Origin of the sequence: Pandoraea bronchicola (assembly GCF_902459805.1) — a bacterium.
Classification (GTDB): domain Bacteria; phylum Pseudomonadota; class Gammaproteobacteria; order Burkholderiales; family Burkholderiaceae; genus Pandoraea; species Pandoraea bronchicola.
Map to the genome: position 1 here is coordinate 1 of NZ_CABPST010000014.1, position 21979 is coordinate 21979.

General features: G+C 63.1%; 19 protein-coding genes. 8 read left to right on the forward strand and 11 right to left on the reverse strand.

Going from position 1 to position 21979, the window contains the following annotated elements; all coding sequences use genetic code 11:
- Both PBR20603_RS20600 and PBR20603_RS20605 read left to right on the forward strand, forming a co-directional pair.
- A partial coding sequence (locus tag PBR20603_RS20600; RefSeq protein WP_150561324.1) for an autotransporter outer membrane beta-barrel domain-containing protein occupies window positions 1-606 on the forward strand: 606 nt, incomplete at its 5' end.
- A 528-nt stretch (window positions 607-1134) separates the two neighbouring features.
- Entirely contained in the window at window positions 1135-3357 is a 2223-nt protein-coding gene (locus PBR20603_RS20605) for an autotransporter domain-containing protein (RefSeq protein WP_150561325.1), read from the forward strand.
- Between the two features lie 207 nt (window positions 3358-3564).
- Here PBR20603_RS20605 and PBR20603_RS20610 read toward each other — a convergent pair whose 3' ends face one another.
- On the reverse strand, window positions 3565-4629 hold the full coding sequence (locus PBR20603_RS20610; protein WP_150561326.1) for a porin: 1065 nt from the start codon (window positions 4627-4629) through the stop codon (window positions 3565-3567).
- A gap of 511 nt (window positions 4630-5140) precedes the next feature.
- Window positions 5141-6070 (reverse strand): LysR family transcriptional regulator, encoded by a 930-nt coding sequence (locus tag PBR20603_RS20615; RefSeq protein ID WP_150561327.1) that lies wholly within the window; start codon window positions 6068-6070, stop codon window positions 5141-5143.
- A 244-nt stretch (window positions 6071-6314) separates the two neighbouring features.
- Between PBR20603_RS20615 and PBR20603_RS20620 the strand changes: the two genes are divergently transcribed.
- From PBR20603_RS20620 to PBR20603_RS20635, 4 genes are all read left to right on the forward strand, one after another.
- Entirely contained in the window at window positions 6315-7220 is a 906-nt protein-coding gene (locus PBR20603_RS20620) for a VOC family protein (RefSeq protein ID WP_150561328.1), read from the forward strand.
- A 103-nt stretch (window positions 7221-7323) separates the two neighbouring features.
- Window positions 7324-8205 (forward strand): NAD(P)-dependent oxidoreductase, encoded by an 882-nt coding sequence (locus PBR20603_RS20625; RefSeq protein ID WP_150561329.1) that lies wholly within the window; start codon window positions 7324-7326, stop codon window positions 8203-8205.
- 87 nt (window positions 8206-8292) lie between these two features.
- Window positions 8293-9807 (forward strand): aldehyde dehydrogenase family protein, encoded by a 1515-nt coding sequence (locus tag PBR20603_RS20630; protein ID WP_150561330.1) that lies wholly within the window; start codon window positions 8293-8295, stop codon window positions 9805-9807.
- Between the two features lie 398 nt (window positions 9808-10205).
- On the forward strand, window positions 10206-11573 hold the full coding sequence (locus tag PBR20603_RS20635) for a DUF3100 domain-containing protein (RefSeq protein WP_150561331.1): 1368 nt from the start codon (window positions 10206-10208) through the stop codon (window positions 11571-11573).
- 110 nt (window positions 11574-11683) lie between these two features.
- On the opposite strand, the gene PBR20603_RS20640 is transcribed toward PBR20603_RS20635, so the two are convergent.
- Window positions 11684-12247 (reverse strand): EF-hand domain-containing protein, encoded by a 564-nt coding sequence (locus tag PBR20603_RS20640; RefSeq protein WP_150561436.1) that lies wholly within the window; start codon window positions 12245-12247, stop codon window positions 11684-11686.
- 101 nt (window positions 12248-12348) lie between these two features.
- Window positions 12349-12615 carry a glycine zipper 2TM domain-containing protein gene (locus PBR20603_RS20645; protein WP_150561332.1) on the reverse strand — a complete coding sequence of 89 codons (267 nt, stop codon included), beginning with the start codon at window positions 12613-12615 and terminating at the stop codon, window positions 12349-12351.
- Window positions 12616-13834: 1219 nt separating this feature from the next.
- Between PBR20603_RS20645 and PBR20603_RS20650 the strand changes: the two genes are divergently transcribed.
- Window positions 13835-14482: a TetR/AcrR family transcriptional regulator gene (locus tag PBR20603_RS20650; protein ID WP_150561333.1), complete on the forward strand. Its 648-nt coding sequence runs from the start codon at window positions 13835-13837 to the stop codon at window positions 14480-14482.
- An 11-nt stretch (window positions 14483-14493) separates the two neighbouring features.
- Window positions 14494-15450 (forward strand): LysR substrate-binding domain-containing protein, encoded by a 957-nt coding sequence (locus tag PBR20603_RS20655; protein WP_150561334.1) that lies wholly within the window; start codon window positions 14494-14496, stop codon window positions 15448-15450.
- 83 nt (window positions 15451-15533) lie between these two features.
- Here PBR20603_RS20655 and PBR20603_RS20660 read toward each other — a convergent pair whose 3' ends face one another.
- The 7 genes from PBR20603_RS20660 to PBR20603_RS20690 all read right to left on the reverse strand — a co-directional run bounded on the left by PBR20603_RS20660 (window position 15534) and on the right by PBR20603_RS20690 (window position 21775).
- Window positions 15534-15893 (reverse strand): helix-turn-helix domain-containing protein, encoded by a 360-nt coding sequence (locus tag PBR20603_RS20660; RefSeq protein WP_010805833.1) that lies wholly within the window; start codon window positions 15891-15893, stop codon window positions 15534-15536.
- Window positions 15894-16101: 208 nt separating this feature from the next.
- A complete protein-coding gene (locus PBR20603_RS20665; protein ID WP_150561335.1) occupies window positions 16102-16812 on the reverse strand; it encodes an ABC transporter ATP-binding protein in 711 nt (236 codons plus the stop codon).
- Window positions 16809-17579 carry an ABC transporter ATP-binding protein gene (locus PBR20603_RS20670; protein ID WP_150561336.1) on the reverse strand — a complete coding sequence of 257 codons (771 nt, stop codon included), beginning with the start codon at window positions 17577-17579 and terminating at the stop codon, window positions 16809-16811. Before PBR20603_RS20670 ends, PBR20603_RS20665 begins: the two co-directional genes overlap by 4 nt.
- Window positions 17576-18550, reverse strand: coding sequence for a branched-chain amino acid ABC transporter permease (locus PBR20603_RS20675; protein WP_150561337.1), 975 nt, complete (start codon window positions 18548-18550; stop codon window positions 17576-17578). Before PBR20603_RS20675 ends, PBR20603_RS20670 begins: the two co-directional genes overlap by 4 nt.
- Window positions 18551-18558: 8 nt before the next feature.
- Entirely contained in the window at window positions 18559-19479 is a 921-nt protein-coding gene (locus PBR20603_RS20680) for a branched-chain amino acid ABC transporter permease (protein ID WP_150561338.1), read from the reverse strand.
- Window positions 19476-20348, reverse strand: coding sequence for an alpha/beta hydrolase (locus PBR20603_RS20685; protein ID WP_150561339.1), 873 nt, complete (start codon window positions 20346-20348; stop codon window positions 19476-19478). The genes PBR20603_RS20680 and PBR20603_RS20685 overlap by 4 nt, the downstream gene beginning before the upstream one ends.
- Before the next feature lie 233 nt (window positions 20349-20581).
- Window positions 20582-21775 (reverse strand): ABC transporter substrate-binding protein, encoded by a 1194-nt coding sequence (locus tag PBR20603_RS20690; RefSeq protein WP_150561437.1) that lies wholly within the window; start codon window positions 21773-21775, stop codon window positions 20582-20584.
- Window positions 21776-21979 lie beyond the last annotated feature (204 nt).

Below are 21979 nucleotides of genomic sequence, written 5' to 3' on the forward strand. Positions count from 1 at the left end.
ACGGACACGAGCTGGTTCGTCAACGGCGGTGTGTCGTACACGAATCACAGCGTGAAGACGGATCGCACGGTGGCTGCGCGTAACGCGTCGGCACGCCTGACGGGCAAGACGAGCGGTCAGACGTTCGGCATGTTCGGTGAGGTGGGCAAGCGCTTTGACGTGTCGGGCGTGAACGTTGATCCGTCGGTGGGCGTGCGTGTGGCATCGACGCGTCTGAATGCGTTTGATGAGGCGAACCGCGACGGGCAAGGCAACGACGGCCTGAAGGTGGGATCGCAGTCGCAGACGTCGACGCGCGGTGTGGTTGGTGTGCGTCTGTGGAGTGAAGTGGCGAGCATTGCGGGCGGCAAGTTGGCCCCGTCGCTGCGCCTGTCGTACGAGCACGAGTTCGGCAACACGCAGAGCAGCCTGACGAACGCGATCTACGGCGCGCCGAGCAATTTCACGGTGAAGGGTCCGAAGCTGGGCCGCGACATCTTCACGGCGGATCTGGGCGTCGACATGCAGGTCAAGAAGCAACTGGAAGTGCGCGTGGGCGGCAACGTGAGCGTGCGCAAGGGTGAGAGCGCGCTGGGCGGTGGTATCTCGGCGAAGTATCGCTTCTAAGGCAGTCGGCAGGACGTTTTCCTCGCGAGGGGAAAGCGCGGATCGCTTCCCAAGGGGATCTGAGTGGCGCATCGGACAGTCCTGATCGATGCGTCATCGAATGAATAGCATTGGGTCGAAGCCCCCGTTACTTATCGGTAACGGGGGCTTTTGCATTTGAGACGCCGATTGAATCGAATTGCCAAAAAATCAATGTCGAGTGACGGGTTCCCCCACGGGGGAAGGCGCGCACTTTGCGTTGCGTTGGGTCCTCCGGCTGCCTGCAGTTTTGAGTGCTAAATCCTGTTGTTCTCGTATTTTATGTCGAATATCACCTTGTATCGTTTTGTTCGTAGGGGTTTTCGCTGTAATTTTCATGGGATATGTCCCAAGAGCGGTGTTTTTGGTGAGTAATTTCCCAATGCCCCGCCCTAAAGACCGTTAATACGTTAATCACGTCCTACGATTCGTGTCACTCATCGAATGCAACGCAACTTGCGGATTGAAATTCGATATTTGCCAATCACGAATTGAAGAGGGACGTAGCACATGAATGCAAACCATATCAACGCCGACACGGGTATCAATTCCACCAACGACACGCTGGCTGCTCGCGTGCGCCGCACGGCTATCGCCGGTGCCGCAGCTGTTGCACTGACAGGCGGCGGTATGGTGAGCGCCAATGCGGCAACGGAGATGGTCTCTGAGACGAGCGCTGCAGAGAAGAACTGGAAGCGATTTGCTGGCGCGGCAGCCAAGCAGGCGGTGCCGTCGGTCGAGCGCGCACGCCACGTGCTGGCGAATGCTGCCGACAAGCAGGCCGAACTGTCGATGGCGCTCATGGTTGAGAGCAAGCAGAAGAAGGCGCTGATGGATGCCAGCGATGCTGTGCTGAAAGCAGAGACCAACTTGTTCCAGCGTGGACTCGATCGGGCCGAGAAGAACCTCGACAAGGCGCGCACGAACCTCGTGAAAGCCACGACAGCCCGCGAGGCAACCCAGGCCGCTCACGAGTATCTGGTTCAAGAGAAGGCCGACGCGGTGCGCACGGTATGGCATAACACCGCAAGCGAGTTGACCACGGGTGCCACGCGGCAACTGCCCGCGAAGACTAAGGCAGAGACCACGTTCATCGACGCGTCTGGCATCTCGGTTGACGACTTCTTCTCGCGTATCGACAGCGCCATCGCGCTCGGTAAAGAGAACAATGCCAAGATGGAAACGGAACTCAACAAGCCGGAGTTTCTGAAGCAGTTGGATCACGACATCGCAAAAGCCAAGCGTAATCTCGAATTGTTGAAGGCCAAGCAGATGATCGAGCCGATCATCGCCAAGGAGCCGATGGCCGAGATCGTGTCGACGCTCGATATGCCCGCGCCTGCGGTCGCAAGCGTCAACGAGGTCCCGGCGACGGCGACGGCATCGGTGGCCGAGGAAACGTCTGCCGTGGTTCTGACCGCCGACTCGAGCAACGATTGGCGGAAATGGCTTGACGACAAGACCAGCGATATCAAGAAGGGCGCAGAAGAGATCGCCAAGATCGTCGAGACGAGTGAGCACGCAACTGACGAGGAAAAAGCGACGACCCGCGAAACGCTGACCAACGTCATCGAAAAGTTGGAAACGGAACTCGACGAATCGAAGGGCAACGAGGGCGATGGCGCCGATCCCGATGAAGTCACCACGACGGATTCCGATCCCTCGGACGCCAACGTCGACACTGAAGAACCTGTTGCTGTTGAACTGCCGGTGGAACAGACGGAAACGTTGACGCAACCTGCTTTTTCGGCAGAGCAAGCCATGGCTTCGGGTGTCGTCCTGACGCAAATGGCCAACGCGGCTCAACAGAACGCCGAACTTTTCCGCAAGGGCATGCAAGACCGCGTGTCGGGCGACGACGCGTTCATGCAGCCGACGGACATCGGCTCGGCAGCCAGCGGCATCTCCACTTGGGCGCAAGCCATGGGCGGTCAGACGACCGGTCAGGGACGCGGCGACATCGCGGGCTTCTCGGTGCGCGGTGCCGGTATGGTGGCGGGGGTCGATGCCAAGAAGAACAACACGCGAGTCGGTGTGGCCGTTGGCTACGGCGATGCGAGCGTCGATGCCAATGGCGAGAACAGCCAGAACGCCTCGTCAAAGGTGAGCACGTACAGCGTCGGTCTTTACGGCGCACATGAAGTCGACGGCTGGTTCGCGAACGGCGGTGTGTCGTACAGCGCACACAGCATCAAGAGCCAACGCGCGGCCAAACTCGGCGGTGAGGTTTACGGTCTGAGCGGCAAGACGAGCGCCACGACCATCGGCGGCTTCGCGCAGTTCGGCAAGCACATCGTTACGCGTGCCGTGAATATCGATCCGAGCATCACGCTCAAGGTGTCGAACACCTCGGTGAAGGGCTTCACCGAAAGCGGTGACGCCGGTCTCAAGGTTGACGGCAGCCACTTCAACTCGGCGCGAGTGGGTATTGGCGCACGTCTGTGGAAGGAGTTTGGCGACGAGTCGCACAGCGTCACGCCGTCGCTGCGTATCGCTTACGAGCGTGAACTGGCGCATGCCGCACCGTCGATGGACGTTGCCCTCGCCAACGCGGCAAACGCCGGCACGATGACGGTCACGGGTAACAAGCTCGGCCGCGACATTCTGAGCGCGGAAGCCGGCATCGATGTGAAACTCGGCAAGAAGCTCTCGTTGCGCGGTGGCGTGAACGGCAGCCTTCGCCAAGGTCAAACGCAAGCCGGCGTGGCCGGTTCGCTCAAGTACGTCTGGTAATCCAGGTGTGAGAGGTGCCGGTATGCGACGACACCAAATTCGCGAGGCAGTTGCAGTAGCAGTAACGGCAGTAGTAGTCGTAGTAGTCGCAGTAGTCGCAGAAGTAGTAACGGCAGTAGTACCCGCAGTCGCAGTAAAGGAAAAGCCGTCCGGCATTACGCCGGACGGCTTTTTTTCGTCTTGCCGGTTCGCGCGTACGCCGCGCGATCAGAACGAGTGCGACACGCCGATATAGGCACCGGTCTGGCTCTTCCCTGCGGGGGGATTATCGAGCGAGTCGCTCGGAATGGCCGCCACCGAAAAGCTCTGATTTGCGCTGTTCTTCACGTAGGCGACTGTGCCATACAGGAACGTGCGCTTCGACAGGTTGTACGTCGTGCCCAGTTCGAACATCGTGGCGTGGCCGAAGCCGCCCGGTACGTTCACGTGATAGACCGCTGCATTCGCCGCCCAGGCCTGCGTCGCCTGATACTTCACGCCTGCCCAGTAGTGATCGGCACGCGTCGCGAAGTCGGGCGCCGGTGCATCCGGGGCCGACATATGCGTATAGCCCAATGAAATCGTGAAGCGGTTGAGGAATACGTTCGCACCGGCGAAATACTCGCGCGACGTGGCGAAGACATCGGTGAAGCGCCCGTTGGCGTCGCGAATTTCGTCGTACAACGCACGCAACTGGAACCGGTCATGCGTGTACGTCAATTGCGCTCCCATGCCGCGGCTGCTGTTGAACTGGCCTGCGATGTTCGAGAACGCATACTGGCCCGCGACATCGAAGCCGTACCAGTTCGGGCTCTGATAGTTGACGGTGTTGCTCGCCTGCGGCCAATTACGCCCTCGCACGAGCGACGCCGAGGAGAAGGCCTGCTGCTGGAACGGATCGAAGTCCCAGACCCCATTACTGATGAACAGGTTGCGACCGATCGTCAATTGGCCCCACGAACGGGAGTTGAAGCCGACCAGCGCGCGCCGGTCGAAAATCGATCCTGAGCCATTGTTGTTGTAGCCGTTCATCAACTGGAACCCGCCTTCCAGATTGAATACCGCATGCAAACCCTGCCCGAGATCTTCGTAGCCGCGCAGGCCGAAAAGGCTGGTGCCATAGTCGCCGCCTTGCGCACTCCAGCGCGATGCGGTGCCGCCGTTACCGTCCTGCAGATTGTTCATGAACTGAAAGCCGCCATCCACGCGGCCATAAAGTTGCACACTCGATTGCGCATGTGCAAACGTGCCGATGCTGCAAAGCAGGCTTGCTGCAATGAGCTTCTTTTTCATGGTCTGCTCCCCAGGTTGCGTTTTGCCCCGTGCCATCCTTGCGTGGTTATGTCCGCCATCGTCGCGCAGTGCCCGAGCGGGGGCGATACGGGATGTCGGCGGGAAAGCCTGAAATTTCGTTACGAGTGACGAGAAATTGGCGAGCGGGACCGCCTGCGCAACGGGCGCCGCATGAGGAAATGCGGGCGGTTGCAAGTGATGCCGTCACGCTCTGGTCGTCAGAGATCGTTGTCATGGCAGTCCACTGGCGTAGGGTCTGCGACAGCGTGGCGTGCGTGCAGAAATACTCGCGCGGTGCCGTGCGACCGGGATCGGCTGGCGAGGGACAAGCACTGCATCGCATGTCTTGTAGTGCGACGCAACGCACGCCCATCGCCCGAATGGCTCCTTTATAGCCGAATTCCCCGGCATGCAACATCGGGGAATGGCTTAGTACCCCGATTGTTGCGCGCCAACAACCGAAACGGCCCGGTCGGCGAGGCGAATTCGCGCCGCGCTTCAGCCGGCCGTGTCAGTCCCGCGCGCCGAAGGCCTCCATCTTGCTGGCCAGATGGGTCAGCAACCGGTTTGCAGCGCCGGACAGCCGCCGGCCCGCGCGGGTGACGAGGTGTGCCTCGGCGTTGTTGAGAATCGGATGATCGACCGGCAACGCACGCAGTACGCCGGCCTCGATTTCCTGCGACACCGCAAACGCGGGCAGAAATGTCGCGCCCAGTCCGGCGCGCACGAAATGCTTGAGCACGGAAATCGAGTTGGTCGTGACCGTTGGCACGAGCCGATGCTTTTCCGATTGCTCGGCCAGTTCCATCAGTTGACGCGTGCCATAAGCCCCATGCATGAGGGCGAGCGGTACGTCGTAGAGCGCATCGAGCCGAAGCGCCCCCGCGCTATCCAACCGGTCGACGAGCGACGAGCCGGGCGCCACGATCGCGTGCACCGGCTGGCGCATCTGCGCGCGAGAGACGATCTTGGGCTCGGCCGGCGGGTTGTAGACAAGTCCGATGTCCGCGTCGTCTTCGGCCACGAGCCGCATGACCTCGTTGGTCCCTGCCAGATCGAGCGTCAGGGTGATATCGGGGTAGCGCTTGCAGAAGTACTGTAGCGGGGCCCCCATCAGATCGCTGACAAACCCCTCGCCGACGGCCAGCCGGATATGGCCGCGTCGCAGCCCACGCACTTCCTGCAGCTTGGCAAGCAAGTCCTCCTGGTGCGCGCGCTGCTCCCGGTAATACTCCATGAGTAGCCGGCCGGCCTGCGTCAGGTGGACGCCGCGCTTGTGGCGTTCGATGAGCGGCAACGCCAGTTCGGCCTCCAGCAAGGCGATCTGACGGCTGACGGCGGACGGGGCGATGTCGAGCCGGTCGGCGGCGGCGCGCACGGTGCCGCATTGGACGGCCTCGTACAGATACGGCAGGCGGCTTTCAGTGATGGCAGGTGTCATAGCCTAAAGACTAATTATTAGAACAAAAATCTTCAAGCGTTGTCATTGAGCGTGGTTTTTTTTCAATTCACACTGCAAAACATGCGGATCGGCCCCTCTGCCGTGCAACGAACCCAGGCGAGGCCCGGTGGAGGTGGTCCGATTCCGCGCCATTTTCATGGCCACCGGCCGTGACATCGGCATAGCAGGGCGAAGGGCCCCTCGGGCCGTCCGGACCGCCACCGATCCCTATCGGAGACACCAGATGATTCCTCCGCGCAACACGCGATTCGGCATCGATCATCCGCTGGTCACCGTGCATGACCATCCGCGGCGGCTGGCGCATTACGAGCGCATGGGCTTCTCTGCGTCGCCGGTGTCATATCACCCGTGGGGCACGGTGACATCGCTCATGATGTTGGGCGATAACTTCATCGAATTGATCGGCGTGAACGACGCCCGCAAGTTCGGCACGAACGCGATCGGCGACTTTTGTTTCGGACGCTATCTCGGCAGCTTTCTGGCGCGCGAAGAGGGCGTGTCGCTCGTCGCGCTTCACAGCAAGGATGCCCGCGCGGACCACTCGCGTCTCGTGCAGACCGGGCTTCAGACGCAAGGCATCCTCGATTTTCGCCGCACCATGCGCAAACCGGACGGCGCCCCCGACGAGGCCGTCGTCTCGCTAGGCTTGTTCATCGACGACTCGCTGGGTGATGCGTCGAACTTCATCTGTCATCAGCATCGGCCCGAGTTGATCTGGGTGCCCGAGTGGCAGACGCACGCGAACGGCGCGACCAACATCATCGGCGTGACTTACGTGACGCCGGATACCGCTTCCCTGCGCGGGCTCGCGACACGCTGGCAGCAGATGTACGGTGCACGTCACGTCGATCTATATGACGGCGGAGCGGTGGCCGACACCGGCTGCGGGCACTTGCTTGCGCTGTCGCCACAACGCGCCGAAGCCCGTTATGCGGCGGTGGGATTGCCGATGGCGCAGGCCACACGCACGCACGCCGTGGCGATCACGCTGCTGGCGCCGGATCTGGCGCACGTCGAGGCGCTGTGGCGCGAACACGGCGTGCCCTACGGCTACAACGAGCATGGGCTGGTGGTGGAGCCCGAATTTGCGGGCAATGTGGTGCTGGAGTTCGTCAACCACCCGCACTGAAATTCCCTGAAGTTTCCAAGCGGCGGCCGGATCCCCGGCCGGCGGAGCAACGCGGCGTCGCCCGTGGGGGCGGCGTCATCCTCGCAGTTAATCTGGAGTCAACATGAAAATCATCGGAGTGGTCGGACTGGGCAATATGGGACGCGGCATGGCGCTGTCGTTGCAGCGCGGCGGTTTCACGGTGCTTGGTTTCGATCCGTCGCCGGCCGCTGGCAGCGCCCTGGCCGACGCCGGCATCGGCCTGCGGGCTTCGGTCGCCGACCTCGCCCGCGAAGCCGACGCACTGGTGCTGTCGCTGCCGACGTCGCAAGTTGTCGAGGCCGTGGTGAACGGTGCCGACGGCATTGCCGCGAACGGTCGCGAAGGTCTGATCGTTGTCGACACGTCGACGGCCGACCCCGAAAGCACGCGCGCATTGGCTGCCACGCTGCGCGAGAAGGGCATTGCCCTGGTCGACGCACCGGTCTCCGGCGGCCCGAAGGGCGCACTCAACGGCGCGCTCACGATGGTGCTGGGCGGCTCGGCGGACGACATCGCACGTGTCGAACCGGTACTCGCCGCCATGTCGGCCAAGCGCGTTCATATCGGTGACGTGGGCGCGGGGCATGTGACCAAGCTCATCAACAACCTGATGTGTGCTGCCCATCTGGTCGTGGCGGGCGAAGCGATGCGTCTGGCGAAGGCCGCAGGTGTCGCGCCCGAGCAGGTGCTCGAGGGGCTGAATGCCGGTTCGGGCCGCAGTGGCGTGACGCAGACCAACTATCCGACGTGGATCCTCAACGACGCATTCGACTCCGGCTTCACGATGAAGCTCATGCGTAAGGATGTGCGTCTGGCCATGGCGCTCGCGGAGCAGACGGGCACGCTCGCCACGGGGCCGCTCTCGGCGGAAGTCGGCCGTCTGTGGGCGGCGAGCGCTGCAACGGTGGGCGATGACGAGGACTTCAACCGCATCGTGCAGTTCATCGAGCCGGGCCGCGAGTAATCGGCCCCGACGCATCCGCGTTCGATCTTTCTCTTTTCGTTTGACGACACGATGCGCCCGCGACGGCGCATCGCACGGAGTTTTCTCATGGCAGACCAACAAGCCGCCGCCTTGCTCGGCGCATTCGCAAAGTTCTTCCCCAACGCCACCACCATTGGCTCGTTCGTGAATGGTGAACTGGTCGAAGGCGCGGGTGAGGCAACCATCGATATCGTGAATCCGGCCACCGGCCAGACAGTGCTGACCTACCGCGACGCAGGTGCCGCTGTTGTGGCACAGGCCGCAGATGCCGCGCAAGCCGCACAGAAGACCTGGTGGGCGCTGACCCATGCGGCGCGCGGCCGCGTGATGCAGGCCGTCGGCAGCAAGATCCGCGAAAACGCCGAGGCACTCGCGCAACTCGAATCGATCGGCGCAGGCAAGCCGATCCGCGATTGCCGTGGCGAAGTCGGCAAGGTGGCCGAGATGTTCGAGTACTACGCCGGCTGGACCGACAAGTTCTTCGGCGACGTCATCCCGGTGCCGAGCACGCACCTGAACTACACACGTCGTGAAGCGATGGGCGTGGTGCTGCAGATCACGCCGTGGAATGCACCGGTCTTCACCTGCGGCTGGCAACTCGCCCCGGCCATCGCCATGGGCAACGGCGTGCTGCTCAAGCCGTCGGAACTCACGCCCGCCAGCTCGCTCGTGGTGGCGGCGCTCGCCGAACAGGCAGGCGTGCCGCGCGGCCTCATCAACGTGCTCGCCGGCTTCGGTCACACCACCGGTCAGGCCGCGATCTCGCATCCGGTCATCAAGAAGGTCGTGTTCGTCGGCTCGCCGGCCACGGGCAGCAAGATCGCCACGGCCGCCGCGCAGCGCCTGCTGCCGAGCGTGCTCGAGCTGGGCGGCAAGTCCGCCAACATTGTGTTCGACGATGCCGACCTGAAGCGTGCCTGTCTTGGTGCCCAGGCAGCCATCTTCTCGAGCGCCGGTCAAAGCTGCGTAGCGGGCTCGCGTCTGCTGGTTCAGCGCGGCGTGTACGACCAGATGATCGAGATGCTGGCACGCGGCGCGGAGAAGATTCGCGTGGGCGAGCCACTGGACGACACCACCGAAGTTGGCCCGATCTGCAATCGCACGCAGTATCAACATGTGATGAACATGATCGACGCCGGCGTCGAGGGTGGCGCGCGTCTGGCGGCCGGCTCGCAGCAGCGCAGCGACGGCGGCTTCTTTGTGCGTCCGGCCGTGCTGGCCGACGCAAACAATACGATGGGCGTGGCACGCACGGAAATCTTCGGCCCGGTGGTTGTGGCGATCCCGTTCGACACGGAAGAGGAAGCGCTGGCGATTGCCAACGACAGCGAATTCGGTCTGGCGGGCGCCGTGTGGACGCAGGACGTGGCGCGCGCGCACCGCGTGGCCGCGCAGGTCAACGCCGGCACGTTCTGGATCAACGGTTACAAGACTATCAACGTGGCGTCGCCGTTCGGGGGCTACAACCACAGCGGTTACGGCCGCTCCAGCGGTGTGGAAGCGCTGTACGAGTACACGCAGACGAAGAGCGTGTGGGTTGAGACCGCAGCCAATCCGGCCACCCCGTTCGGCTACGTCTGATCCCGTTCGCCCGTCGGACGAAGGCAATCTGCGCCAATGCGCTGCCATCATGCGTTCTGTCGTCGGGAACGTGTCGTAAAAGTGTGATGTGTGTGCCGGACGAAGGTCGTGAGACCCCGTCCGGGACGCGGCCGTTTCAGCCTGCGAGATCACGGGCCGAAACGGCAATTTTGACCGCGTATAATGCCGCCCTCGGGTGGTTCGGCGCGGAACGCTGTTGCTGTCACCGAGGCGTGTCAATATGGCGCTCGTTTGGGCGTCATGAGGGGAGAAGTCCGCAGGTTTTGCGACCGGGTGGACAACGCGCCGAATTTCCTTAACCACCGAAATGTTCGCGCCTTTTCCGGGCAACCGGATGGCACCGGACCGGTTCAATAGCAAGTGCAGTGGAGACCCAGATGGCAGTCATGGAACAAAACGCGGCAAAGCCGCAAGGGGGCGCCTTCAGCGATGGCGTGCGCCTGTATGTTTGGGCAATCGTAATTCTTGTGGTCGCGGAGCTGATCGGGGCGATCAGCATCAAGGCCGGACACGGCAAGATCGTGTTGTTGCCGATGGTCTGGGCGTTGCTGCTCGGCGCGGCGTTGGGCCTGTCGCAGTCGCGTCTGCCGCGTTTTGCACAGATCGACCTGCCGATGCAGCATAAGGCTGCCGCGATTCTGCAACCGGCGCTGCTGCTCTTCGTGGCAAAGCTGGGTCTGCTCGTGGGCGGCTCGCTGCCCAAGCTCGTGGCCGCCGGCTGGGCGCTCGTGTTCCAGGAGTTCGGTCACTTCGTGGGCACGATCATTCTGGGCCTGCCTGTTGCCCTGATGCTCGGCATCAAGCGCGAAGCCATCGGCGCGACCTTCTCGGTCGGCCGTGAGCCGAGCCTTGCCATCATCGGCGAAAAGTACGGCTTCGACTCGCCCGAAGGCCGCGGTGTGCTGGCCGAGTATCTGACGGGCACGATCTTCGGTGCCGTGTTCATTTCGCTGTTCGCCGGTTTTGTCGCCAGCCTGAACCTGTTCCACCCGCATTCGCTCGCCATGGGCGCCGGCGTGGGCTCGGGCTCGATGATGGCCGCTGCAGCCGGTGCCATCGCTGCGCAGCAAACGCCGGAAGTCGCCAAGGAAGTTGCCACGTTCGCCGCGGCATCGAACCTGATCACGACGACCATCGGCACGTACTTCACGCTGTTCATCTCGCTGCCGCTCGCCGTGTGGGGCTACCGCGTGATGGAGCCGGTGCTGGGCCGCATGAGCCGCCGTGGCCGCGCCAATGCCGAAGCCGCCGCCATTGCAGACGCCGAAGCCGCCAAGGAACTCAAGCAAGCCAGCAAAGCGCATACCGTCGAGATGAACTTCGGTGCGCGCCTGTTCGCCTGGGTGTTCTCGGGCACGCTCGCGCTCATCGGTAACAGCATGGCCTTCAAGACGCCGTTCCTCGACGGCGTGCCGGGCATGCTCATCATCATCGGTGCCGTGATCGTTGGCGAAGCGCTGTACTTCGTCACGCGTCGCAAGGTGCCGGCCGTGTGCTGGGTGTCGCTGATCGCCATGTTCCTGACGTCGCCGGCCTTCCCGTTTGCACCGGTCGTCGAGCAGTTCACGGGCAAGATCAACTTCCTCGCGCTGGTCACGCCGATGCTGACCTACGCAGGTCTGTCGGTTGCCAAGGACGTGCCTGCCTTCCGCCGCCTCGGCTGGCGCATCGTGGTCGTGTCGTTCCTCGCGAACGCCGGTACGTTCCTCGGTGCTGCGATCATCGCCGAGTTCTTCCACGTGTAATGCGTGCCCGGTGTGCGTGGCGGTGACAGGCCGCGCACCCGCAGGGAAAGCGAAAACGCCACGGCATGCCGTGGCGTTTTCGTTTGTGCGGCCGGATCGGGATCGATAGCTCAGGGCTTGGTGGTCGCGGCGTCGGCCTGTGCGCGCGCCTGATAGTAGCGACGGAAGTAGGCGCGAATCTCGGCTGGCGAGAGCTTGCCGTCGCGATTGACGTCGATCTCGTCGAAATGCTGATGGAGGAACGGTTCGGCGGCGGCCACCTCGTCGCGGCTCAGATAGCCGTCGCCATCCTTGTCGGCCGCCTTGAAATAGCGCTCGAACGTCGCGCGCCGTGCCTCCAACTGGCTGCGTTGATAGGCCATCCATTCATTGCGATCGATCTTGCCATCGTGATTGGTGTCGATGGCATCGAACGAGCGTTGCAGGTACAGGCCGAGGGCGGCGTTCTGGTCAGCCGCGTCGCCATAGTCCGGGCCCGCTGCCGGGGCAGGGGATGTCGGCGTGGCCGGCACGATGCCGTTCACCGGATTGCCCTGCGCATGGCCGGGTATAGCGACGAGCGATAGCGCGGCCGCCCCGGCGCAAAGGGTGAAGGCGGCGAGTGCCCGGCGTCCGAGGCGTCGTGTTTTGAGTGTCCGGAGCGTACGTTGGTGGAGTGTGTCTTGGTGTGTCATGTCGCGCTTCTCCTTATTCCTTGAGCGAAGACGGCGGCGTGTGTCCCGTGTTCGCAATGCCACGTGAGGCGCATGCCGCCCGAGAACGATGCTCACAGCGATCAGCGGCGATGGCGGTCGTCCGTAATGACGTTACCGATCACGCCGCCGACGACGGCACCGCCCACGGTCGTGCCGAGGTCGCCGCCCGAGATGAGCGCGCCGCCAAGTGCGCCGACGCCGGCGCCGACCGCCGTATTACGCGATTCGCGCGGCGTCATGCTGCCGCAGCCGGCCAGTGTGCCCACCAAGGCCACCCCCGCGAGAATCGGGCCGGCAGCGCGCGAGAGATGTGAAATGTGCGAGGTCCAGCGTTGTGCGATTTTCATGATGCAAAGCTCCTTCAGGGGGCGTTGGGCCCCCGTGCTGCGCTGGCCGGGCAACAAGGCGCAGCCTGCGGTTCGATAGATTCGATAACGGCAGTGGCGTCCGGTACGAGGGCGAAGCGCCACGCGTAGCGCGATCAGTGCGCAATCAGTGTGCGGTTTCGGAACCCGGCGTCGGCGCGCCGGCCCCGTTGGCCGGATACGTCTCCTGATATGCCGGGGGCGGCGGCGGAGGCGGGTACGGGCGGCCCTGGGCATCGGACGGGTATGGCCGGCCATACCCGTCAGTTGGCGGGTATGGGCGCCCATAGGCGTCGGTAGCCGGCGCCGGAGACGGCGGCGCTGCGTACGGACTGCATGGCGTACCGGCCGCATAGGGCGGCGGGCCGCAGTCCGGTCGATACGCCGGATTCGTCGTTTCGTTGCCTCGGTACGGTAAGCGCGGTTGGGGCGGCGCCTCATACGCGCATCCGGCCAGCGACAGCAGCGCCGCAGCCATACCGGTCGCGGCGGCTGTCGTGACGATGCGTCTCTTCGCGGCAGCCGTCGATGTACGGTTCGTCAAATTCGTTCTCATCATGACCTCCTTGTGAGAGCGGTGTTCGCCCCGCCCGTCGCCATGCATCGATTCACATGGATCGATTTAAGTTGGACGCAAGTTGCGGCAGATGGGTCGGCCGATCTTGTAAGACTTTGTAATGGGTGCTGGCGGCGCCTGCTGGCGGGGATCTCGCGTGGTTATTGCAGTGCACGCTGGGGGCAATATCTATGACGTACTCCGAACAAATGTAGGAATGCGCTGACAATGCGTACGTAAAATGCGTCCTCTCTAGGCATTGTTCGTATTCGTTCGCGTATTCGCTCTCATATACGAACGCAGCGACGGCTGCAGCGACGACGCCTCGTCGCGGACATGCTGTGAAAACATGACATCGAAATTGTTCAATTTTGAAGTATTGGGGGCGCGAGGCGTTGGAACACGCCAACTTGGGCTCGCGTGCGTTCAATACGCGAGAACTCGGCGTATTACGCGATGCCTGTCATCGCAATCCGCGTTGAATGCGTTGAAATATCGGGAAAGTCCGGGGGAGTGTTTGCGCGTAGTTTTCGCCGCAAGCTGCGTTTGCGCTGGCATACTGTGCCCGCTGACGCCCGGTATCGGCTTCAGCGGACGTTGAGAAATTTCGATTGAGGTGCTCGGCCTATCCGCGCAGGCTTACCCATGCCACAAGTCAAGAAAGAAGACATTCGTCTGGCCATCCTCGAAGCGTCGCACGCCCTGTTTCTGGAGAAGGGCTACGTCGACACCACGATGGTGCAGATTGCCAAGCGTGCAGGTATTTCGCACGCGAATATCTACAGCTACTTCACCGCGAAGTTGCAAGTCTTCTTCTGCGTCTACGAAAAATGGTTCAAGGCGTGCATCACGGCGCTGGAAGCCGAAGTCATGGCAGCAAACGGCGCCCACGCGCGAATGCGTGCGCTGCTCGCCGGTCTTTTGGTCCGCATACCACGGCTCGACAACGGTTTTTCGCACAATCTGGTGCAGGCGCTGGCGACTGTCAGCGCGGGCGATCCTTACGATCCGTCGCTGTTGCAGTGGTTTCGCGAACGCCTGTCGAGCATGCTGGCGGCATGTGCGCCCAGCCTTGCGCGTGACAGCGTGCGGCGTGCGCGCCTGGTAGACATGCTCGTGCTCACGTTCGACGGGTGCCTCGTCAATCATCATGTCAATCCGGCGTCGCTGCCCGACGTCGCCATGCTCGAAGAGTTCGTCGCCGCCTTCCTGTCGGCCGAGCCAGCGGACTCGGCCGCAGTGCCGCAGGGAGCGGGCCCGGCCATGCCGTCCGGCTCGGCGGCGGTGGTCTGAACAGGACACCGATGCGCTCACTTCCCTGGACATCCCTTAATCTCGGGCGAAAGCTCAAATTCCATCAACTTCAGGTGTTCGATCGCGTGCTCGAGACGGGCTCGCTCGTGCGCGCCGCCAACGAGACCGGTCTCACGCAACCGGCCGTCAGCAAGATCGTGCATGAGTTGGAAGCCTGCTTCGAAGGGCCGCTCTTCGTGCGCAGCAATCGCGGCATGCAACCCACGGAGTTGGGCGAATTGCTCGGTCATCGCGTGAAGTCGCTGATGGCGGAATTGCGCTATCTGACGGACGAGGTCAATGCATTCAGCGCGGGCACCAGCGGACATGTGATCGTCGGCACGCTCATCTCGGCCGCGGCCGATCTGTTGCCGCGCACGATCGCCATGCTCAAGTCGCGCACACCGGGCGTGCTTGTCACGGTGCGTGAAGCAACCACCGCGCAACTCTTCCCGGCGCTGGCAAGCGGGGATCTGGATATCGTCGTGGGCCGTCTGCCCGAGCGCGCGCTACCGGTCGCCAACGCCTTTGCCCTGACTCACGAGGTGCTTTTCAACGAATCGCTCTGCGTGGTCGGTGGCAAGCGTCACTGGACGCAGTCTCCCGAGCGCGTGCCGCTCTCGGTGTTACGTGAGGGGGCGTGGATTCTGCCGGTGCCCGAGTCGCCGTCGCGATTGGCTGCCGAGCGGTTGTTTCACGATGCGGGGCTCGCGCTGCCTGAGGACGTCGTCGAATCGCTCTCCGTACTCACCAATATCGGGCTGATGCTGGAGACGCCGCGTGTAGCGTTGATGCCGCGCGCTGCCGCTACGCCGTTTGTCGAGTCGGGGCTGTTGCGGGTGCTGGCCGATACCATGCCGGGCAGCTTCGGCGATGTGGGCTATTCACTGCGCACCGACAAGCAGCCAAGTCCGGCCTGTGAGCGTTTTGTCGCCTGTCTTCGCGAGGTCTGCGGCCTCAAGCCGTAAGCGGCTATCTGCGCTGTTGGGTGTGCTGAAACAAAAAAAGGCGGCATGCCGATGTCTTGGCATGCCGCCTTTTGTCGTGCGTTTCAGAGGCGAGCGAGCGACGAGACGAGCCCCGGATTTTGTTGCACGAGTCGAATCAGGCAAGCGGCCTGAGCGTTGGGACGCGCGCGTCCCTGTTCCCAGTTCTCCAGCGTGCGCGGATTAGTACGCAAGTAGTGCGCGAAAACATTGCGCGACATGCCCAAATGCTTGCGCAGCGCCAGCAACTCGTCAGGAAATATCTCCAGTTTGGGGAGCGGCGTGCGAGGTAGCTCCTTGATGTTGAGCGGAAGATCAGCGGGAAGGCCGTTCTTGACGTGTGCCGGCTCGGTGGGCTGCGGCGCACCGGTGTCCTGCGATAGCAGCCAGCGGAAGGGATTCGAAGGCGTATTGGAGTAAGCCATAGTCCTACCCGGGTGTCGATAAGTGGTGAGAAGAAGGCGCTTGCGAAGTCGATCAAGCGGAATCGATTGCACCACATAGTTCCACTGGGTGCTTTCACAAAACACACCGGATTTTCGCGTCTGACACCTATCGAGCACTACGCACCTCGTAGTCCGAGGTGCCGTAGAGTGTACGCAGAAACGTGAGGTACGCAGCGTGGCGTACGCCTCAAACGCCCAGATAAGCCTGCAATTCCGGCAGCGCCTGACGCAGGCTCGGCGAGTCGCCTTGCCAAGCCACACGGCCCTTGTCGACGATGTAGTGACGGTCGCCGAGTTCGAGCATCGGGGCAAGATTCTTGTCGATGCAAAGGATCGACAGGCCGCTGCCTTTGAGTTGCTTCAGGCACTGCCAGATTTCACCGCGAATGAGCGGTGCCAGCCCCTCCGTAGCTTCGTCAAGAATGAGTAATTTCGGATTCGTCATCAGTGCACGGCCAATGGCGAGCATCTGTTGTTCGCCGCCGGACAGATTGCTACCGAGGTTTTTCTCGCGTTCGCGCAGACGCGGAAACAGTCCGTAGATGCGCTCGAGCGTCCACGGCGAACTGGCGCCATGACGATTGCCCGCCGTGGCCACGAGGTTCTCGCGCACGGTCAGCGTGGGGAATATCTGGCGTCCCTCGGGAACGAGCCCCATGCCGGCGCGTGCGATACGGTGCGATGGACTCGCATGCACGGGCTGTCCGTCGAACACGATCTCGCCGCGAGCCGGGCGCATGAGGCCGGTCATCGATTTGACGGTGGTCGACTTGCCCATGCCGTTGCGGCCGAGCAGCGTAACGAACGCGCCGCGCTCGATTTCCAGATGCATGCCGAACAGCGCCTGACTTGCGCCGTAAAACGACTCGACGCCGGACAAAGACAACAAGGGGCTCATGCGGTCGCTCCCAGCATTTCGTTGCGGGTTTCATCCCCGAGATAGGCTTCGCGCACCCCCGCATCGTTGCGGATGGTGTCGGCGTTGCCGCAGGCGATGGCGCGGCCATAGACGAGCACGGTGATGCGGTCGGCGAGTGCGAAGACCGCGTCCATATCGTGTTCCACGAGCACGATGGCGTAATCGCCCTTGAGGTCGGCGAGCAGGTGCGTCATCTGTTCGGACTCGGCCTGCGACATGCCGGCCATCGGTTCGTCGAGCAGCAGCAGCTTCGGACGGCCCGCGAGCGCCATGGCCAATTCGAGCTGACGATGCTCGCCGTGAGCGAGGGCGCTGGCGGGCACATGCATGCGCGCGGCCAGGCCGGTGCGCGCCAGAATTTCGCGCGCCGGTTCGACCAGCGCGGCTTCGCGAATGGCCGGGCGCCAGAAGCCGAAGCTATGCCCCTGCATCGCCTGCACGGCCACGAGCACGTTCTCCAGCGCAGTGAATTCGCGGAACACGGACGTGATCTGGTAAGAGCGCGCGAGTCCCGAGCGGGCGCGCTGCTCGATCGGCACGGCCGTGATGTCGCGTCCGTCGAAATGAATGCTGCCTTCATCGGAGCGCAACTCACCTGCCAGTTGGCCGATGAGCGTGCTTTTGCCCGCACCGTTCGGGCCGATGATGGCATGCAACTCACCGGGGGCGACGTCGAGGCAGAAGTGATCGGTAGCGGTCAGCCCGCCATAGCGTTTGACCAGTTGGTCGACTCGAAGCAGGCTCATGCTTTGCCCTCCACGGTGCCGGCACGGCGGGAGAGCCGCACTTGCAGGTCGCCGAGCAGGCCGTACAGACCGCGTCGCGAGACGAGTACTGCCACGACGATAAGCGGCCCGAAGATGATCATCCAGTGTTCCGTCATGCCCTTGAGCCATTCCTCGATCAGCAGCATGGCGGCGCTGCCGAGCACCGGACCGAAGAACGATCCCAGCCCGCCGAGCACGACCATCACGATCAGTTCGCCCGACGCCGTCCACGCCATATACGCCGGCGAGACGAAGTGCGTGAGGTTGGCGTAGAGCATGCCCGCCACACCGCAGGTCATGGCGCTGATGATGTAAGCCACGAGTTTGTAACGCAGCGTCGGGTAACCGAGCGCGCGCATGCGGCGGTCGTTCTGACGCGATCCGCGAATCACCATGCCGAAGCGCGCGTCGACCAGCCGGCGGCCCGCCCACACACACAGACACAGCACGGCAAACGCCGTGTAGTACAGAACGGCCGGGTCGTCGAGCGTTACGCTGCCGAAGCGGCTGCCGGCGGAGACTGGCAGGCCATCGTCGCCGCCATATTGCTTCAGGCTGACGGCGAGGAAGTAGAACATCTGCGCGAACGCCAGCGTGATCATGATGAATGCGATGCCGGTCGTGCGCAGCGAGAGCAGGCCGGTGATGGCGCCGACGATGGCGCACAGCAGCAGCGTGGCCCCGAGATGCACGAAGCCGTTGTCCACGCCGTGATAGCTGAGGATGCCGACGACATACGCGCCGAGTCCGAGATACAGCGCGTGGCCAAAGCTGACCATGCCGCCGTAGCCGAGAATCAGATCGAGCGAGACCGCCGCGATGGCGAACACCACGATGCGTCCGAACAGGGTGAGATAGAACGGTTGCTGGGCAAACGTCGCGTAAAGGGGCACCAGGGCCAGCACGGCTAGCAACAGCAACGGCACGGCGGTGCGAAGATTCAGTTTCATTTCCATCGTCAACCGTGTTTGACCGGGAAGAGGCCTTGTGGACGCACGGCAAGCACTGCCGCCATCACAAGGTAGATGAGCATCGAGGCGAGCGCAGGCCCGGCGGTGTCGGCGGTGCTGCGTTCCATGAGACTGCGCAGCAGCGTGGGCAGCGCCGTGCGTCCCACGGTATCGACCACACCGACGATCAGCGCGGCGAGAAACGCGCCACGCACCGAACCGATGCCTCCGATCACGATCACGACCATCGTCAGAATCAGGATCGGCTCACCCATCCCCGGCTGCACCGAGAGGATGGGGCCGGCCATGAGTCCGGCAATGCCCGCGAGAATCGCGCCGAGACCGAACAACAGCGAGTTGAGCAGCACGATGTTCACGCCTAGGGCACCGACCATCTGACGGTGCGTCGACCCGGCACGAATCAACATGCCGATGCGCGTGCGGTGAATGAGCAGGTAGCAGCCGAGCGCCACCACGAGTCCCACCACGATGATGAGGAAGCGATACGCCGGGTACGCCAGACCGAACAGATTCACCGTGCCGGAAAGCCACTCGGGCACTTCCATGTAATACGGCGACGGCCCCCAGATCATGCGCGCCAGTTCGTTGAAGAACAGGATCAGGCCGAAGGTAGCCAGCACCTGATCGAGGTGATCGCGGTCGTAGAGCGTCTTGAGCGCGACGAATTCGACGATCAGGCCGAGCAGCAGCATCGCGGGAATGATGGCGATCGCGGCGAGCGCGAACGAGCCCGTGTGGTTGTACACGGTGGCGGCGATGAACGCCCCCATCATGTAGAGCGATCCGTGGGCGAGGTTGACGAAGTTCATGATGCCGAACACCAGCGTAAGGCCGGCAGCCATCAGGAACAGCAGTACGCCGAGTTGCAGTCCGTTCAGGCACTGCATGATGAAGAGCGTCAGGCTCATGTCGCCTCCCCGGGCAGCCCCATCTGACGGAAGATGGCTCGCGTGAGCGGACTGGCGGCGTCGTTCAGCGTGAGCACGATATCGAAGTGATTGGTGCCGGGCATCGGCACGTACTCGCCTTCAAAGCCCTGAGCGCGCCACGCGGCGAGATAGTCGTCGCTCTGCCGCTTGAACTCGGCCGTCTCGGTCTCGCCGTACGACACCACGATCGGGCAGCCGCGCACCGGCAGATGGAAGTGAGGACTGTTGCGGCGCGCGTCGTCTTCGGACAGCTTCATCCATTCGTTGATGTGCGTGAACGGGATCGGCGTGAGATCGAACAGGCCCGAGAGCGGCGCGGCCCCGGCGATGACGTCTTCCGGCACGCCGTACCGGGCGTGCCAGCCCTGCGCGAGCAGCATGCCCGCGAGATGGCCGCCAGCGGAGCTTCCGCACACGTGAATGCGGCGCGCATCGCCGTGGTGTTCGCCGATGTGGCGATGCACCCAGGCCAGCGCGCGGCGCGTCTGGTCGACGATGGTGTCGAGCGAGGCGCCGGGCGCAAGCGAATAGTTGATGGTGACGACGGTGGCCCCGGCGCGCGTGAACGCTGGCGCCATGTTGCTCGAGTCGCTTTTGTTGAGCGCGCGCCAGTAGCCGCCGTGAATGAAGAAGAAGACGGGGGCGCCGGGCGCGGGCGCCGGGAAGATGTCCAGTGTTTCGTCGGGGTGGTCGCCGTAGGCGACATCGAGGACGCAGGGCGTGGTCGCGCGGGCCTGCGCGCTCTCGGCAGCGTACTGCGCCAGAATGTCCAGAATATTGGGTGTCGTGGCGCGAGCGTTGTACTGAACGTCCAGCTCGGCCTCGTCGAAATTGCGGTAGCGCTTCATAAACCCTCGATAGTGCTCAGGTAGTGCTTGGGTATTGCTCGGGTCGTGCTCGGGTCGTGCCCGGGTCGTGCAACGGCAGCGCTCACCGGCGCGGAACACCGGGAGCCGGGGCGGCGAGCCGCACGTCATCGTGCCGGCTTGCCGCCGCAGCGGCTCACATCACAAACGACGGATCACAGATGGCGGGGTCGCGATGCCCCGCCTTGCAACGTTGAACAGTGGCGGCGAACGGTTTATGAGCGGATCTTGCACATCGACGCCAGATTGGCGCGCGTCTTGATCTCGATCTTTCCCTTGTTCGCGAACGCGGCACCGCCGCCGTCCTTCACGACATCCACGCGGTAGAACGGTGCGATCGGGAACTGATTGCTGGCGAACTTGAACGATCCGCGCACCGACGCGAAGTCGGCGGCCTTGAGCGCGGCGCGCAGGGCCTCCCGGTCGGCCACGCTGCCCTTGGTCTTCGTGAGGGCGGAGTCGATCAGGTTCGCGGCGTCGTACGACTGCGCGGCGTACATCGACGGCACACGGTTGTATTTCTTCTGGAAGGCCGCGACGAATTGCTTGTTCTGCGCATTGTCGAGGTCAGGCGAGTACGGGGCGCTGGTGATGCTGCCCACGGCCTGCTCTTTCAGGGCGGGCAGGGTCGAGCCGTCGATGGTCGACACGGAGATCAGCGGGATCTTGCCGAGCAGCCCGGCCTGGCGGTATTGCTTGACGAAGTTCACGCCCATGCCGCCCGGGTAGAACACGTAGACGGCATCGGGCTTGGCGGCCTGCAACTGGGCGATTTCCGCCGAGTAATCGGGCTGGTTGACCTGCGTGTACACCTCGTCGACGATCTGGCCCTTGTAGTCGCGCTTGAAGCCGTTCACGGCGTCGCGTCCGGCCTGATAGTTCGGGGCCATCACGTACATCTTCTTGTAGCCGAGGTCGGTCGAGAGCTGACCGCCGGCCTCGTGCAGTTCGTCGTTGTCCCACGAGGTCGAGAAGAAGTTCGGCGAACACTGCTCGCCCGCGATCGGCGTCGGACCGGCGTTCGAGCCGACCATGACCACGCCCGCATTCGTCACGTTCTTGTGGATGGCCATCATCACGTTGGAGAACGTCACACCGGTGATGAGCTGCACCTTGTCACGCTCCACCAGCTTCTGCGCAGCCTGCACACCCACGTCGGGCTTGAGCTGATCGTCTTCCTTGATCACCTGCACGGGCACGCCACCCAACTTGCCGCCTTTTTGCTCGATGGCGAGCATGAAGGCGTCGTACTGATCCTGGCCGAGCGCGCCGCCCGGGCCGGAGAGCGTGCCGATGAAGCCGATCTTCACCTGAGCGTGCGCACCGTTCGAGGCGAACAGTGCCGCTGCTGCGGCGACGGCGCCCAGTACGGCGATGGCTTTGCGTTGCGTGGTCTTCGTTCCCGTCATCATGGTCTCCAAACTAAGTTGCCGGAACTGGCAAACACTGTCAGCGGATGGACTCGCGCCGGGATACTTGACCGCTTCTTCACGTCGGTCATGGCAGGCCAGGCGCGTCAGGCTAGTTAAATTGTTTAAGCGTCAAATATTTCAGTGCCCAGCCTAAACGACGCCTTTTGCGTAGGCAAGCAATTTCAAAAACACCTCGGGAAA